Source organism: Rhodoferax sp. GW821-FHT09E07 (assembly GCF_059416145.1).
Genome location: NZ_JBWKOP010000005.1, coordinates 420,830 through 435,526, shown reverse-complemented (window position 1 = coordinate 435,526; position 14,697 = coordinate 420,830). Strand labels below are relative to the sequence as shown.

The 14,697-nt window shown below is 62.9% G+C and carries 15 protein-coding genes; 9 read left to right on the top strand and 6 right to left on the bottom strand.

The genetic code is table 11. From position 1 onward, the window contains the following. Positions 1-94 precede the first annotated feature (94 nt). Positions 95-841, bottom strand: a complete 747-nt coding sequence (locus tag AC07OE_RS12610) for a sensor histidine kinase (RefSeq protein WP_495070906.1) — start codon at positions 839-841, stop codon at positions 95-97. A gap of 11 nt (positions 842-852) precedes the next feature. Continuing rightward, a complete protein-coding gene (glmU, locus tag AC07OE_RS12605; protein ID WP_495070905.1) occupies positions 853-2,265 on the bottom strand; it encodes a bifunctional UDP-N-acetylglucosamine diphosphorylase/glucosamine-1-phosphate N-acetyltransferase GlmU in 1,413 nt (470 codons plus the stop codon). Positions 2,266-2,322: 57 nt separating this feature from the next. On the opposite strand from glmU, the gene AC07OE_RS12600 reads away from it, so the two are divergent. Both AC07OE_RS12600 and AC07OE_RS12595 read left to right on the top strand, forming a co-directional pair. Continuing rightward, positions 2,323-3,231 (top strand): DUF6279 family lipoprotein, encoded by a 909-nt coding sequence (locus AC07OE_RS12600; protein ID WP_495070904.1) that lies wholly within the window; start codon positions 2,323-2,325, stop codon positions 3,229-3,231. Positions 3,232-3,246: 15 nt separating this feature from the next. Continuing rightward, a complete protein-coding gene (locus AC07OE_RS12595; protein ID WP_495070903.1) occupies positions 3,247-3,669 on the top strand; it encodes a TfoX/Sxy family protein in 423 nt (140 codons plus the stop codon). Here AC07OE_RS12595 and AC07OE_RS12590 read toward each other — a convergent pair. After that, the gene (locus AC07OE_RS12590) at positions 3,638-4,237 is read right to left on the bottom strand and encodes a 5-formyltetrahydrofolate cyclo-ligase (protein ID WP_495070902.1); all 600 of its coding nucleotides are present in this window, start codon (positions 4,235-4,237) and stop codon (positions 3,638-3,640) included. The genes AC07OE_RS12595 and AC07OE_RS12590 overlap by 32 nt on opposite strands. Positions 4,238-4,246: 9 nt before the next feature. Here AC07OE_RS12590 and AC07OE_RS12585 point away from each other — a divergent pair, with 9 nt between their 5' ends. The 7 genes from AC07OE_RS12585 to AC07OE_RS12555 all read left to right on the top strand — a co-directional run bounded on the left by AC07OE_RS12585 (position 4,247) and on the right by AC07OE_RS12555 (position 11,282). Next, positions 4,247-6,259 (top strand): lytic transglycosylase domain-containing protein, encoded by a 2,013-nt coding sequence (locus tag AC07OE_RS12585; protein WP_495070901.1) that lies wholly within the window; start codon positions 4,247-4,249, stop codon positions 6,257-6,259. Positions 6,260-6,362: 103 nt separating this feature from the next. Beyond that, positions 6,363-7,046 carry a glutathione S-transferase family protein gene (locus AC07OE_RS12580; RefSeq protein ID WP_495070900.1) on the top strand — a complete coding sequence of 228 codons (684 nt, stop codon included), beginning with the start codon at positions 6,363-6,365 and terminating at the stop codon, positions 7,044-7,046. Between the two features lie 7 nt (positions 7,047-7,053). Beyond that, positions 7,054-8,337 (top strand): multifunctional CCA addition/repair protein, encoded by a 1,284-nt coding sequence (locus AC07OE_RS12575; protein WP_495070899.1) that lies wholly within the window; start codon positions 7,054-7,056, stop codon positions 8,335-8,337. Between the two features lie 53 nt (positions 8,338-8,390). Further along, the gene (locus AC07OE_RS12570; protein WP_495070898.1) at positions 8,391-9,092 is read left to right on the top strand and encodes a response regulator transcription factor; all 702 of its coding nucleotides are present in this window, start codon (positions 8,391-8,393) and stop codon (positions 9,090-9,092) included. Further along, on the top strand, positions 9,089-10,465 hold the full coding sequence (locus AC07OE_RS12565) for a sensor histidine kinase (protein WP_495070897.1): 1,377 nt from the start codon (positions 9,089-9,091) through the stop codon (positions 10,463-10,465). Before AC07OE_RS12570 ends, AC07OE_RS12565 begins: the two co-directional genes overlap by 4 nt. A gap of 70 nt (positions 10,466-10,535) precedes the next feature. Beyond that, positions 10,536-10,838 carry a hypothetical protein gene (locus tag AC07OE_RS12560; RefSeq protein ID WP_495070896.1) on the top strand — a complete coding sequence of 101 codons (303 nt, stop codon included), beginning with the start codon at positions 10,536-10,538 and terminating at the stop codon, positions 10,836-10,838. A 111-nt stretch (positions 10,839-10,949) separates the two neighbouring features. Next, complete coding sequence (locus AC07OE_RS12555) at positions 10,950-11,282, top strand: hypothetical protein (protein WP_495070895.1); 333 nt, start codon at positions 10,950-10,952, stop codon at positions 11,280-11,282. Positions 11,283-11,370: 88 nt separating this feature from the next. On the opposite strand, the gene AC07OE_RS12550 is transcribed toward AC07OE_RS12555, so the two are convergent. The 3 genes from AC07OE_RS12550 to iolE are packed head-to-tail and all read right to left on the bottom strand — an operon-like array spanning position 11,371 to position 14,671. Beyond that, a complete protein-coding gene (locus AC07OE_RS12550; protein WP_495070894.1) occupies positions 11,371-12,885 on the bottom strand; it encodes a CoA-acylating methylmalonate-semialdehyde dehydrogenase in 1,515 nt (504 codons plus the stop codon). A gap of 22 nt (positions 12,886-12,907) precedes the next feature. Further along, positions 12,908-13,726 carry a 5-deoxy-glucuronate isomerase gene (iolB, locus tag AC07OE_RS12545; protein WP_495070893.1) on the bottom strand — a complete coding sequence of 273 codons (819 nt, stop codon included), beginning with the start codon at positions 13,724-13,726 and terminating at the stop codon, positions 12,908-12,910. Between the two features lie 18 nt (positions 13,727-13,744). Next, complete coding sequence (gene iolE / locus AC07OE_RS12540) at positions 13,745-14,671, bottom strand: myo-inosose-2 dehydratase (RefSeq protein WP_495070892.1); 927 nt, start codon at positions 14,669-14,671, stop codon at positions 13,745-13,747. Positions 14,672-14,697 lie beyond the last annotated feature (26 nt).

The following is a 14,697-nucleotide window of genomic DNA, read 5'->3' as shown; positions in this document are numbered from 1 at the left end:
CAGCAGCCCAGGAGGTTCAAGCCTCCTGCTCCACTGCACTTTGCGCACACCGCGCAAACAAAAAGGCCTGAGATCACCCCTCAGGCCTTTTGCTTTATCCGGCGACTACAGAGCACAGGCCAATCAACGATGCCTTGCAGCCGTCTCCGGGGGTGCTATCTATTTGCAAGCCAGCTCCCACGCGCTGCAACGCCTTGTGAGCCCAGGCCAAGCCCATACCCAGGCCTTCAAACTGCGCCTTGTGGTGCAGACGCTGAAACGGGGGAAATGCGACGTCCAGGGTGGCGATGTTGAAACCGACACCGTTATCGCGCACCGTCACCACGACAGCATCCGTCCCGGCATCAACAGACGCCACGACCTCAATCACGGGCGATTCCTGTGACCTGCTGAATTTGACCGCGTTCCCCAGCAGCTGTGCCAGCGCAAGGCGCAGCAAGGCCGCATCCGCCTGCACCGTGGGCATGGCGGGCGCGATTTTCCATACGATGGGATTGCTGGAATGGCCATGCTCTACATCAGCCACCACGTCTTGCACCAAGGCTTGCAGTGGCACCGCTCCCGGCTGCAAAGGCGCCGTGCCGATACGCGACAGCTCCAGCAGCGCGTCCAGCATGGCGCCCAGATGCTTGGCTGAATCCGTGATGGTGGCCAAAAATCCCTGCACCTCTGCATCCAGTTGTGGGCCCGCGTCTTCCTGTACCAAGTGCGCGTACGACACGATGTGGCGCAGCGGCGCACGCAGGTCGTGCGATACCGCGTAGGTGAAATCGTGCATCGCGCGCCGCGCCGCGGCGAGCTCAGCTTCCAGTTCGGTAATGCGTTCCTGGGAGTCGGACATACGAAACGGAATCAGGCCTTGGGCTGTTTGGCGGGCCGCGTCCAGTTGGCAATGCTCACCTGCTTGCCACGCGCCACGCTCAGGGCGCCGGGCTCCGTATTCTTGGTGATGGTGGACCCACCACCCACCGTGCCGCCTGCGCCGATGGTGACTGGCGCCACCAGCACACAGTTGCTGCCCACATGCACGTCAGCCTCGATGACGGTGCGGTGTTTGTTGGCACCATCGTAGTTGGCCGTAATGCTGCCCGCGCCGTAGTTGACACGCTCGCCTACTGTGGCGTCGCCCAGGTAGGCCAGGTGATTGGCCTTGGCGCCCTTGGCCAGCGTAGAGTTTTTCACTTCCACAAAATTTCCAATGTGCACCTCGGCACCCAGCTTGGCACCAGGCCGCAGCCGGGCAAACGGGCCAATCAGTGCGCCCGCACCTACGGTTACGCCCAATTTCTCGCCGTCAATATGGGTAAATGGATGGATTACTGCACCCGCCTCGATCACCGCATTGGCAATCACACAGTGGGCACCGATGGACACACCCTCGCCCAAGCTTACCTGGCCCTGGAAAATGCAATTGATGTCGATGCTCACGTCGTGCGCGCAGAGCAGGTCGCCGCGCACATCGATGCGCGCCGGGTCGGCCAGGCGCACGCCCTCTTCCATCAGGCGGTGGGCCTGGCGCAACTGGTAGGCACGCTCCAGTTCAGCCAGCTGCACCGGGCTGTTGACGCCCGCCACCTGCACCGCGTCGTCAATCTTGTGCGCCACCACCCCCACCCCGTCGGCCACCGCAAATTTCACGATGTCGGTCAGGTAGAACTCTTTTTGCGCATTCTGGTTGTCCAGGCGCGCCAGCCAGCGCTTGAGCTGGGCCGCGGGCACGGCCATGATGCCGCTGTAAATCTCGGTAATCTGGCGCTGTGCGTCGGACGCGTCCTTGTGCTCCACGATGGCCTGCACCGCGTCGCCCGCCCGCACGATGCGGCCGTAGCCCGTGGGGTCGCGTTGCTCCAGTGTCAGCAGCGCCAGCTTGTCGCCGCCACAGGCCGTGATGAGGTGAAACAGGGTGTCGGGCTGGGTCAACGGCACATCGCCCGACAGCACGACCACCACACCATCGTCAGCCAGCGCAGGCACGGCCTGCTGCACCGCGTGACCCGTACCCAGTTGCGGCTCCTGGCGCACAAAATTCAAATCAAAATCGGCTGCAGCCCCCGTATTCATTGCGCAAGCTGCTTCCACTTCGATAGCACCATGGCCGGTGATGACCACCACCTTACGCGCCAGCAACTGGGCGGCCGTGTCCAGCACATGCTGCAGCAGCGGGCGTCCGGCCAGCGTGTGCAGGACCTTGGGGGTCTTGCTCTTCATGCGCGTGCCTTTGCCCGCCGCCATAATGACCACGTCCACAGCGGCGCGCTGAGCCATTTGCCCGGAACTCTGTCCGGAAACCTGAAAACTAGAAGTCACAACATGCCCCTGCTGATGTCTGCATTGCCAAACGATAGCCGCCAGCCGTTGCGTTTCAACGGCCGCCGCTGGTGCGCCATTATCGGGCTGGTCATGGGGCTGTTGAGCCTGAGCGGTTGCAGCGCCGTGCGCTTGGCCTACAACAACGCGCCCGACTTCACCTACTGGTGGCTGGACGGCTACTTCGATTTTGACGGCGCCCAAAGTGTGCGGCTGCGCAACGACCTCCACAGCCTGCAGGACTGGCATCGCCAGGGCGAACTGCCGCAACTGGCCGAGACCCTGAAGAACCTCAACACCGTCGCGCCCCAGCCTGTGGCGCCAGAGCAGGTCTGCAAACTCTCCACGTACCTGGAGGAACGCATACAAACCGTGCTGGACCGGGCCGCGCCCACCGCCGTGGCGCTGGCGCCCAGCCTGACCGCGACACAGCTGGACCATCTGGCCCGCGCATTGGACAAGCGCAACCGCGAGTGGCGCGAAGAGTGGCTGGACGGCACGCCGGAGCAACGCAACGAACGCCGCCTGAAAAAGCTGGTGGACCGCGCCGAAGGCTTTTATGGCCGCGTGAGCGACGAGCAGCGGGCACTGTTGCAAAGCCAGCTGGACGCATCCGCCTTCGACGCCAGCCTGCAGTACCGGGAAATCCTGCGCCGCCAGCAGGATGTGCTGCAAACCCTGCGCACCCTGCGGGCCAGCAATGCAGCAGACATCCACGTCCAGGCGGAAGTACGTGCCCTGGTGGCGCGCAGCCTGCAGTCGCCTGACCCGGTGTTCAAACAGTACACCGACCGGATGCGCACCCAGGCCTGCGGCGCCATTGCGGCCTTCCACAACAGCACCAGCGCCAGCCAGCGCAACAAGCTGCAACAAACCCTGCAAGGCTACGAAGCCGATATCCGCGCGCTCATGGCGCGCAGCTAACCCACCGACGACACCATGGCCATCCAGAACCCCGACTTCGCCGACTACTGCTGTGAGCTGCTGAGCGGCTTGGGTCCCTGTGTAGCCAAGCGCATGTTTGGTGGCTGGGGCATCAGTGTGGACGGGCTCACGGTGGCCATCCTTGCCAACCTGGGGGGTGGCGACACCCTATGGCTCAAGGCGAATGACGAAACGGCACCGCGTTTTGTGGCCGAGGGTTGCGAACGCTTCAGCTACGGATCCAAGACCGGCACGCGCGGTATCAACTATTACAGCGCCCCGGCAGATGCCATGGAGTCCCCCGCCTTGATGCTGCCCTGGGCCCGGCTGGCCCTGGAAGCGGCGCTACAGGCCAAGAAACCCGCGCCCCGGGCCAAGGCGCCTGCCAAGAAAAAAACTACAGCACCTAAATTGGCCAAACAATCCCGTGGTCGTTGAGGATGGTGTCCAGCGGCATGTCGTGCGGCTCAGGCTCAAAGTCATCGACAAAATCGGTGCCAAAGCCCAGCCCTACGGTAAAGGGCTTGGGGTCCAGGCTGCCCAGCATGCGGTCGTAAAAGCCACCACCATAGCCCAGCCTGTAGCCACCCGCGCTGTAGCCCACGCAGGGGACAAACAACAGCGTGGGCACGATGAGCTCGGTGTCCTTGGGCTTGGGAATGCCATAGGCATCCTCTTCCATCGGGCAGCCCGGGTACCAGGCGTGGAAGGTCATCGTCTTGTGTTCGCGGTTCACCACGGGCAAGCCAATGCGGCGCGGCTGCGGCTGGTCGATCAGCTCGCCATCTTCCTTCCAGCGGTGCAGTGCCGGCAGGGGGTCAAATTCGCCCTTGATGGGCCAATAGGCACCGATCACGGCGTCGGGCCGGCCCACCAGCCAAATGCGCATCACGCGCTGCAAAAGATCGGCCCGCTGTAGGCGGTCCGGCAGGTTCAGGCGTTGTTCCAGAAGCACCTTGCGAAGGGCTTTCTTTTGTGCGGCTTTGCTATCGTCTGAGTTGTCCATAATCCCCACATGCAGTTTTCAGTCATTCTGACATCCCTGGCGCTCAGCGGCGCGTTGGTGTCCTCCGTTCTCGCACCAGCATACGCGCAGGCGCGCGACCTTCCCCGCGATCCCACCCGTGCCGATGAAGTGCTGCTGGACATGGCACAAGCCTACAAGCAGCGCGACCGCAAACGCCTCACCGCACTACTGCCCCAGCTGCGCACTCACCCCCTGGAGCCCTGGGCCGCCTACTGGGAACTCTCGGCCCGGCTGGACGATGCCAGCACCAACGACATCCAGGACTTTTTCTCCCGCCACAGCGGCACCTACCAGGAAGACCGGCTGCGCGCCGAATGGCTGCAGCAACTGGGCCGCAATCGCGACTGGGATACCTTCAACCGCGAGTACCCGCTGTACCGCATGAGCGACGACCGCTCGATACGCTGCTATGGCCTGTTCGCCAGCTATGCCACCCAGGGCGCCGACATCACCAATGCCGTGCAGGACAACTGGCTGGCGCTCAAGGATGCTGACGATGCATGTGCCAGCGCAGCGGGCCAACTGATCAAGGACAAAAAGCTCAACCCGCATATCGCCTGGGTGCGTGCGCGCCTGGGCATGGAAAACGACAAACTGCGCATTGCCACCCAGGCCGTGGGGCTGATGGACCCGGACTGGGTCAAGACCGTCAACAACATTTACCTGAACCCCGGCAAATACCTGAACGACAAGCTGACAGCGCTGCGCCCGCAAACGCGCGAACTGGTGTCGTTGGCGCTGATCCGCCAGGCCTTTCTGGAGCCACTGGATGCCGCGGTCGAAGTGGAAAAACTGCGCTGGAAAGCCCAGCTCACCCAAGAGGAACGCAGCTGGATCTGGGGCGTGATTGGCAAGCGCGCGGCGCAAAAACTTTCGGACGATGCTCTGGGCTACTTTGCCAAGGGCCAGTTTGCGCAGATGCATGAAGACCACTTGGTCTGGGCCGCACGCGCAGCGCTGCGCGCCGGTCGCTGGGCACAGGTGGCCGACGCCATTGCCGCCATGCCAGAGGGGCTGCGCAACGACCCTGCCTGGGTATACTGGCGTGCCCGTGCCCAACTGGCCCGCGCCACCACCGATGTGGCCCGCACCGAGGCCTTGCGCCCACTGGAGAGCATTGCCAGCATCAAAGGCTTTTATGAAATGCTGGCACTCGAAGAACTGGGCTACAAGGTCGTGGCCCCAACCCGGCCCCTGCCCCTGACCCCTGAAGAAAAAGACACGGCCAAAGCCAACCCCGGCCTGGCACGCGCGCTGTACGCCATCCAGATCGGCCTGCGCACCGAGGGCGTGCGCGAGTGGAACTACACCACCAACCTGCACGTACGCGGCGGCATGGACGACCGCGGTCTGCTGGCCGCCGCCGACCTGGCCTGCAAAAACGAGGTCTGGGACCGCTGCATCAACACCAGCGAACGCACCAAGGGACTGATCGACCTGGAACAGCGCTTCCCCATGCCGTTCAAGTCGGCCGTCATGGCCCGCACCCAGATGATTGGCCTGGAGCCCGCCTACGTGTACGGCCTGATCCGCCAGGAGAGTCGTTTCATCATGGACGCCAAGTCGGGCGTAGGTGCCTCCGGCCTCATGCAGGTCATGCCCGCCACCGCGCGCTGGACCGCCAAGAAGATTGGCCTCACCGACTTCCAGGCCCACCAGATTACCGACCGCGACACCAACATCGCCATCGGCACCGGCTACCTCAAGCTGGTGCTGGACGACTTTGGCGGCTCCATGGCCATGGCCGCGGCCGCCTACAACGCGGGCCCCGGCCGGCCACGCCTGTGGCGTGGACAGACTGGCAGCCCTACGCTGGAGGCTGCCATCTGGGCCGAAAACGTGCCGTTCACAGAGACCCGTGACTACGTGAAAAAGGTGCTGGCCAACACCACCCTGTATGCCGCCCTCATCACCGGCCAGCCCCAGTCGCTGAAAGCGCGCCTGGGCACCGTGGGCCCCCGCGACACCTCCACACCCGACCCCGGTCTGGAACTGCCCTGAACCTGGCCCTGGAGGCGCCCTCATCAATGGGCGCCCTTTTTTTCATCAATGAAAATACCGGGGTCTTTTACGATGGCAGACCCGTTCACAACCAAGGTGCCCCATGCCCCAGCTCTACATCGGCAACAAAAACTACTCCTCCTGGTCCATGCGCCCATGGGTGCTGATGAAGCAGGCCGGCATTGCGTTTGACGAGGTGATGGTCCGCTTCGACTCGTTCGACAACGACTCGCAGTTCAAGGCCACCTTGCGCAGTCTCACCCCCACTGGCAAGGTACCGCTGCTGGTGGACGGCGATCTCGCTGTGTGGGACACACTGGCGATTGCTGAATACGTGGCCGAACAGTACCCCGACAAGCAGCTCTGGCCGCAGGACAAGGCGGCCCGTGCCCGCGCGCGCAGCGTCTGCGCCGAGATGCACTCCGGCTTCACCGCGCTGCGCGGCAACTGCCCCATGAATGTGGAGGCCAACCTGGCCCAGGCAGGTGCGCTGATCTGGCGCGACAAGGCCGGCGTGCGGACCGACGTGGCACGCTTGGTCGCCATGTGGGAAGGTCTGCTGGACCAGTATGGCGGCCCGCTGCTGTTTGGCCAGTTCAGCGTGGCCGATGCGTACTTCGCGCCCGTCTGCACGCGCCTGAAAACCTACGCCCTGCCGCTGCCGCCCAAGGCTGCCGCCTATGTGGACCGCGTGCTGGCCCTGCCCGGCGTGAAAGCCTGGACCGACGCGGCGCTGGCAGAAAAAGACTTTCTGGACTTTGAAGAGCCCTACCGGCTGACGCCATGAGACACCCATGAGCACCGCGCGCACGCCCCTTGCCATCCCTGGCCAGACCTACCTGGTAGGCGGCGCCGTGCGCGACGCCCTGCTGGGCCTGCCGGTGAAAGACCACGACTGGGTGGTGGTGGGCGCCACGCCGCAGGCCATGCTGGATGCCGGCTTTGTGGCAGTGGGCCGCGACTTCCCGGTTTTTCTGCACCCGCACAGCAAAGAGGAATACGCGCTGGCACGCACCGAGCGCAAGACCGCCCCCGGCTACCGCGGCTTTGCGGTGCACGCGGAGCCCGGCGTGACACTGGAAGAGGACCTGGCACGGCGTGACCTTACTATCAATTCCATAGCTACTCGCGCAGATTTCACGGGGGCCAATGGCCTGTTTGATGTTCAATCTCTGGTGGACCCGTTCAACGGCAGGGCCGACATTGCGAACCGCGTGTTGCGCCATGTGACGCCCGCCTTCCGCGAAGACCCGGTACGCATCCTGCGGCTGGCACGCTTTGCGGCCCGCTTCACCGACTTCACCGTGGCGCCCGAAACCACGGCACTCATGCAGACCATGGTGAGCGAGGGCGAGGTGGACCACCTGGTGCCCGAGCGCGTGTGGCAGGAGCTGGCCACCGGCCTCATGGAGGTCCAGCCTGCGCGCATGTTCGAGGTGTTGCGCAGCTGCGGCGCGCTGGCACGCCTGCTCCCCGAATTGGACCGCCTGTGGGGCGTGCTACAGAGCCCTCAGCACCACCCCGAAGTGGACACCGGCGTGCACGTGATGCTGGTGCTGGACCGCGCCGCCCAGCTGGGCGCGCCATTGGCCGTGCGCTTTGCCTGCCTGGGTCACGACCTGGGCAAGGGCACCACGCCAGCCGATGTACTGCCCCGGCACATCGGACACGAAGAGCGCAGCGTGCGCCTGCTCAAGACCGTGTGTCAGCGCTTGCGCTTGCCCACCGATTGCGCCGAACTGGCCGAGGTGGTGGCGCGCGAGCACGGCAACATCCACCGATCGGGGGAACTCAACGCCGCCGCAGTAGTGCGCCTGCTGGAACGCTGCGACGCCTTCCGCAAACCAGGCCGCTTTGCCCAGGTGCTGCAGGCCTGCCAGTGCGACGCCCAAGGCCGCCTGGGGCTGACCGACACCCCCTATCCGCAAGCCGACCGCCTGGCCGCGGCACTGCAACGCGCACAGGCGGTTGCTACAGATTTGGTAGCTGCCCGCGCAATATCCACGGGGGCTAGCGGTCCAAAAATAGGCCAAATGATCCAGGCGGCGCGTACCGAAGCGGTTGCCGCTGGCCTGTAAACCGCGCGCTTTCCCCCTCCCTGCGGCACCGGCTGCCTTGGTATGCTCGGCCCATGGCCCATTTACTGATTGTTGAAGACGACGAATTGCTGCGCGACGGCCTGTGCGCGCAGCTGGTCCACGCCGGTCACAGCGTGAGCAGCGCCAGCGATGGCGCGCAGGCCCAAAGCCTGCTGGAAGGCAACCGCTTTGACGGCGTGGTGCTGGACCTGGGCTTGCCGCTGATTGACGGCATCAGCGTGCTGCACTGGATACGCCAGCGCCTGACCGCCCTGCCCGTACTGGTGCTGACCGCACGCGACGGCGTGGACGACCGCGTGCAGGGCCTCAACGCCGGAGCCGACGACTACCTTACCAAACCCTTCAATATGGCCGAACTCCTGGCCCGACTGCAGGCCATGCTGCGCCGCTCGCGCCTGCCGGCCTTTGGTGGCTCGCTGGAGGTGCAGAGCAGCACCCACGCGAACCTGCGCCTGGACCCGGTACTGCCGCTGGCCTGGCTGGGCGAGGAGCCCATGGACCTGACACAACGCGAGTGGTCTTTGCTGTCCCTGCTGGTGAACAACATGGGCCAGGTGGTAGGCCGTGAAGACGTGTTGGCCGTGTGGCAAACCCAGCCGCAAGACGGCGCCGCGGTGGGGTCCAACGCGCTGGAGGTCTATGTGCACCGGCTGCGCCGCAAGCTGTCCGACAGCGGCCTGAACATCCGCAACGTGCGTGGCTTGGGCTACATGCTCGAAACCGACGGCGCATGAGCGCGCCGGGCCGCTTCTCGCTCAAACGCCAGCTACTGGTGTGGCTGCTGCTGCCCCAGTTGGTGCTATGGCTCATGGGCGGGGTGCTGGCCTTTCGCGTGGCGCTGACCTATGCCGAGAAAACCATAGACCAGTCCCTCACCCAATCGGTGCGCTCACTGGCGCGCCAGGTCAAGCCGCTGGGTTCGGGTCTGTTGATCGATTTCCCGCGTGCCGCCCAGGACATCATGGAGCAGGACCCCAGCGACCGTGTCGCTTACATGGTGTCTTCACCACCGGGCAGCTTTTTGCTGGGCAACACCAAGATTCCCGCCATGCAGCCGGACCTCTATATGCCCGACAACGAACCACGGCTCTACGAAGTGGTGCTTGACGGCAAGCCCATGCGCGTGGCGACCATGGACCTGAGTTTTGGCGATGGCTTTACCGACCAGCGCATGCGTGTGCAAGTGGCCAAGAGCCTGGTGGTGCAGCAGCGCATTGCGCGTGAACTGGTGCGCGATGTGCTGTTTCCGCTGCTGCTGCTGGGCGCCGTGCTCAGCGTGCTGGTGTATGAGGGCATACGCCGCGGCCTGGCCCCGCTGGAACGGCTGGAGGCGCAGCTGGCACACCGCACCACGGCATCCCTCTCGCCCATCGAGATGACGCAGGCGCCCGAAGAGGTGCATTCACTGGCGAACGCACTGAACCAACTGCTGACCACGCTGCGCCGCAGCCTGAGCCAGGAAAAGCGCTTTCTGAACGACGCTGCCCACCAGCTGCGCACGCCGCTGGCCGGGCTCATCAGCCAGACCGAACTGGCCATGCAGGAAAAAGACCCCGAGGCCCTGCAACAACGTCTGGCCAAGGTACACACCGGCGCTCAGCGCAGTGCCCACTTGGTGCACCAGCTGCTGTCCCTGGCGCGTACCGAGGCCGAGGTGACACTGCACCCCGTAGACGCCGCCGCACTGGCACGCGAGGTGGCCCGCGAATGGACGCCACGCGCCATGACCGCAGGCGTAGACCTCGGCTACGAAGGCGAAGACAGCGTGGTGGTGCCCGCCGACAAGCTGCTGCTGCGCGAGGTGCTGAGCAACCTCATCGACAACGCACTGCGCTATGCGGGCAAGGGCAGCAACGTGACGCTGCGCACCGAGGTGCGCGACGGTTGGTGCTTTCTGGAAGTAGAAGACAACGGCCCCGGCCTCACGCAGGAACATCTGGAGCGCGTGTTCGAACGCTTCTGGCGCGCCAGCGAACTGCCCGGCGGCTGCGGCCTGGGCCTCTCCATCGTGGCCGAAATTGCCAAGCGCCACCGCGGCACCGCCACAGCGCGCACCACGCTACCGCATGGATTGACGATCAGCTTGCAGTTGCCATTGCAGGGGTGACGGATAACTGTTTTGCGGCGGAAGCGGTCTTCGAAAAGAGCTATCTCTTTGAGAAGGAAGGAACTTCAAAATGCACAATATCTCAGCGAGTACTAAATTTTCCGGCATTCACTCAAATGGGGAAAAAATTACCATCCATCTTGAGATTGGTGTGCCATATCTCAGAACGAAGAATGGTCACGATGACTGGGCCTGCCCAATCTCGCTCACACCGTTGTATGAAAATTTAGCTGATATCGCCGGAGTGGACTCATTTCATTCACTGTGCCTTGCAAGCTCGTTGGCGCTCGATTTATTGCGAGGATTCATAGACGACGGGGGGCGCGTTTTGCATGAGGATGGGACCGAAGTGGAATTCCAAGCCTATAAATAACCCAGACGACTGCTTTCAGTCTCAAGCCAGCGTCTAACTTTCAAAACATGGTGAACAGAAACCAACCCAATTGATACGCGCAGGGGGCTTTTAGTGTTCAAAAAATATACGATGACGCACGAAAACGGCAGGGCGTTGAGACTTAACTCAGGATTCAGCTTGCTTGGTTTTTTGATTCCGCAGTTTTGGGCGCTTGTGAATGCCCAATGGCGTCTTTGGGCAATCAGCCTCACCCCAATTCTCCTCGTGAATCTCGGAAGCATGTTTCAAGAATACTGCGACAAAACTGGCAAGACTGCAGTACATCAATGCAGTCTGCCAACTGATAGTCTGGTACTTCTCGCACTCGCCACGCAAGCCCTGCTTATGGGTATTTACGGCTTTAGTGGAAGTTCGATTTTGTTCAAAGACGCAATCAGACTTGGCTTCAAATTGCATGAATAACGGAGACTATGAGTTCAGCGTAAATGCCTTCTTCATTCAGTCTTTTGAAAAAGACCGCTACCAACTATTTAACTGATAGCGATTGCATTCACTTTGCAGTCGGCATCACAAACTCGGCGCCTTTGCCGATGCTCTCGGGCCAACGCTGCATGATGGACTTTTGCTTGGTGTAGAAGCGAACGCCCTCTTCACCGTAAGCGTGCATGTCGCCAAACAGGCTCTTCTTCCAGCCGCCAAAGCCGTGCCAGGCCATGGGCACAGGAATCGGCACGTTGATGCCCACCATGCCCACCTGCACGCGGCGGCTGAATTCGCGCGCCACGTTGCCGTCGCGCGTGAAGCAGGCCACGCCGTTGCCGAACTCGTGGTCGTTGATGAGCTGCAACGCCTTGGCAAAGTCGGGCACACGCACACAGGCCAGCACGGGGCCGAAGATTTCTTCCCTGTAGATGCGCATCTCGGGGGTCACGTGGTCGAACAATGTGCCGCCCAGCCAGAAACCGTCACCACATCCCTCGCCGGCCTTGTTGCCGTCAAAGCCGCGGCCATCGGCCAGCAGCTTCGCGCCTTCTTGCACACCGAGGTCGATATAGCCGCTGATGCGGGTATGCGCAGCCTTCGTGACGATAGGGCCCATCTCGGCCGCCAGGTTGGTACCGTTGAGCACCTTGAGCGTCTTGGTGCGCTCCAGCAGCTTGGGCACGACCTTGTCGGCCACATCACCCACCAACACGGCCACGCTGATAGCCATGCAGCGTTCTCCGGCAGAGCCGTAGCCCGCGCCAATGAGTGCGTCCACCACCTGGTCCACATCGGCGTCGGGCATAACCACCATGTGGTTCTTGGCGCCGCCCAGAGCCTGCACGCGCTTGCCTTGGTGGGCGCCGGTCTCAAATATGTAGTTGGCAATGGGCGTGGAGCCCACGAAACTCACGGCCTTGACATCGGGGTGTACCAGGAGTGCGTCCACGGCTTCTTTGTCGCCCTGCACGACGTTGAACACGCCATCCGGCAAGCCGGCTTGCTTCAGCAGGTCTGCGATGAACAGGCTGGGCGACGGGTCGATCGGGCTGGGCTTGAGCACAAAGGTGTTGCCCGCAGCAATGGCCACAGGGAACATCCATGCCGGCACCATGACCGGGAAATTGAACGGGGTGATGCCCGCCACCACGCCCAGCGGCTGGCGCAGGGTCCAGTTGTCGATGCCGGTGGAGACCTGGTCGGTGAAGTCGCCCTTGAGCAGCTGCGGAATGCCGCAGGCGAATTCGACAATGTCGATGCCGCGGGACACTTCGCCCTGCGCATCGGTGAACACCTTGCCATGCTCGGCGGTGATCATACGGGCCAGCGCGTCCTTGTGTTCATTCAGCAGCTGCAGGAAGTTGAACATGGTGCGCGCACGGCGGATCGGTGGCGTGTCCGCCCATTTGGGGAAAGCGGCTTGCGCGGATGCTACAGAGGCGTTGACTTCAGCCACATTGGCCAGGGCCACCGAGCCGGTGACCTGGCCGGTGGCGGGGTTGAAGACATCCTGGGCGCGGCCGCTGGTGCCGGGTGTGACCTGGCCGTGGATGTAGTGGGCGATGGAAGTTACGTGGGACATGCAGTGTGTTTCTAATAAAGGTTCAGGTGCCAGCCGCCGGGGCCAGCATCCATTCGTGGGCCGGGTCGTTCTTGAAGACCCAGAAGCGGTTGGGGCCCGCCATCACATTGAGGTAGTACGAGTCATAGCCATGCGGGGCCACCACCGGGTGGTAACCGCGCGGAACCATGACGACGTCATGGTTCTCCACTGCGCAGGCCTCGTCGATGCTGCGGTCATCGGTGTAGACGCGCTGAAAGGCAAAGCCCTGCGGCGGGTTGAGGCGGTGGTAGTAGGTTTCCTCCAGCAATGTTTCCACAGGCGGCTGCTCCACGTCGTGCTTGTGGGGCGGGTAGCTGCTGCTATGGCTGGCGGGGGTCATGACCTCCACCACCAGCAGGTGGGCGGCCGTGGGGTCGTCGTGCGGCAGGATGTCGCACACATAGCGGGTGTTGGTACCCTTGCCGCGCACGCTGCGGCGCATGCTGGTGGGGTCGATGACGCGCACGGTGCGCTCTTGTGCGTCGGTGGGTGCGGTGCACAGGCCGACTTCGGCATTGCGCACACCGCGCAGCGTGACCGTTTTGCCGGCGGGCACATAGACGGCGGCGGGAGACTTTTCGTCAAACACGCTGTCGCGGGTGCCGAGGTTGGCATAGGTGGTGCCATCCACCGTCACATCTACAGAGCCTGTAAGAACCACCACGCACAGTTCACGCGCGCCGGTAGCTACGATTTCGATATCACGAGCTTCGAGGCGCACGGCGCGGAAGCCCACGTGCGTCCAGCCCGCACGCTCGGGAGTGACGTTGACAATCTCGCGACCCGACGGCGCGGCCTTGGCTAAGAGGGGGCTGACCATGGTGATGTCCTTTGCAGATCAAGTGAGGCTTTTGACCAAGGCATTCAATGTTTCGTAGCCCTTCTTGGCGTACTGATAGCTGGGGGCGACTGCAGGGTCTTGCTCGGCTTCGACCACCAGCCAGCCTTCATAGCCGGCGTCGCGCAGCACTTTCAGGGCGGCGGCGTAGTCGATGGTCCCGTCACCGGGCACGGTGAAGGTACCGTTGAGCACGCCGTGCAAAAAGCTCCAGCCGTCGTTGCGAGCTTGCGCAATCACGGGAGTGCGCACGTCTTTACAGTGCACATGCACCACGCGCTTGACGTGTTTCTTCAATAGGGCCACGGGGTCGGCGGCGCCACCAAAGTAGGCGTGGCCGGTGTCGTACAACAAGAGGACCTTGGCGGGGTCGGTGAGCGTCATCAGCTTGTCGATATCGGCCGGGGACTCCACATAGGCGCCCATGTGGTGGTGGTAGGCCAACTTGATGCCGTAGGTTTGGATCAGGTGTTCGCCGAATGCATTCAGGCGCTCGGCATAGCCTTGCCAGAGGGCTTCGCTGGCGAACTGGGGGCGCTTGTTGACCGGGGTGTCCATCTGGCCTTGCACCGTGCCTGCGCACTCGCCATAGACCACCACGTTCACGCCGTTGTATTGCAGCTTGCTCATGTGCGCTTTGCAGCGCTCTATTTCGGCAGCCACGGCGTCGGCATTGCTTTGGCCGGGTACTACTTCGGCCAGAAAGCCGGAGTACCAACCGGAGACACAAGCCAAGCCGTATTCATCGAGCTTGGCTTTTAGCGAGGGGCCGTCTTTGGGAAATTTGTTGCCCAGCTCAAAACCGACGTAGCCGATTTCCTTGCCTTCGCGCAGCGCGGTTTCCAGCGGTGTTTCTCCACCTAGCGAGGGCATATCGTCGTTGAACCAAGAGATGGGGTTGATGCCGATGCGGACATTCCAGGTCATACCAATGCTTCTTTCAAAATCAATTA

Bases quoted from the DNA above. Each gene is read 5' to 3' on its own strand.
- AC07OE_RS12585 (WP_495070901.1), top strand. From the start codon at position 4,247: ATGCAGTTTTCAGTCATTCTGACATCCCTGGCGCTCAGCGGCGCGTTG.
- AC07OE_RS12575 (WP_495070899.1), top strand. From the start codon at position 7,054: ATGAGCACCGCGCGCACGCCCCTTGCCATCCCTGGCCAGACCTACCTG.
- iolE (WP_495070892.1), bottom strand. From the start codon at position 14,671: ATGACCTGGAATGTCCGCATCGGCATCAACCCCATCTCTTGGTTCAAC.
- AC07OE_RS12580 (WP_495070900.1), top strand. From the start codon at position 6,363: ATGCCCCAGCTCTACATCGGCAACAAAAACTACTCCTCCTGGTCCATG.
- AC07OE_RS12600 (WP_495070904.1), top strand. From the start codon at position 2,323: ATGTCTGCATTGCCAAACGATAGCCGCCAGCCGTTGCGTTTCAACGGC.
- AC07OE_RS12590 (WP_495070902.1), bottom strand. From the start codon at position 4,237: ATGGACAACTCAGACGATAGCAAAGCCGCACAAAAGAAAGCCCTTCGC.
- AC07OE_RS12595 (WP_495070903.1), top strand. From the start codon at position 3,247: ATGGCCATCCAGAACCCCGACTTCGCCGACTACTGCTGTGAGCTGCTG.
- AC07OE_RS12610 (WP_495070906.1), bottom strand. From the start codon at position 841: ATGTCCGACTCCCAGGAACGCATTACCGAACTGGAAGCTGAGCTCGCC.
- iolB (WP_495070893.1), bottom strand. From the start codon at position 13,726: ATGGTCAGCCCCCTCTTAGCCAAGGCCGCGCCGTCGGGTCGCGAGATT.
- AC07OE_RS12565 (WP_495070897.1), top strand. From the start codon at position 9,089: ATGAGCGCGCCGGGCCGCTTCTCGCTCAAACGCCAGCTACTGGTGTGG.
- AC07OE_RS12555 (WP_495070895.1), top strand. From the start codon at position 10,950: ATGACGCACGAAAACGGCAGGGCGTTGAGACTTAACTCAGGATTCAGC.
- AC07OE_RS12550 (WP_495070894.1), bottom strand. From the start codon at position 12,885: ATGTCCCACGTAACTTCCATCGCCCACTACATCCACGGCCAGGTCACA.
- AC07OE_RS12570 (WP_495070898.1), top strand. From the start codon at position 8,391: ATGGCCCATTTACTGATTGTTGAAGACGACGAATTGCTGCGCGACGGC.
- glmU (WP_495070905.1), bottom strand. From the start codon at position 2,265: ATGGCTCAGCGCGCCGCTGTGGACGTGGTCATTATGGCGGCGGGCAAA.
- AC07OE_RS12560 (WP_495070896.1), top strand. From the start codon at position 10,536: ATGCACAATATCTCAGCGAGTACTAAATTTTCCGGCATTCACTCAAAT.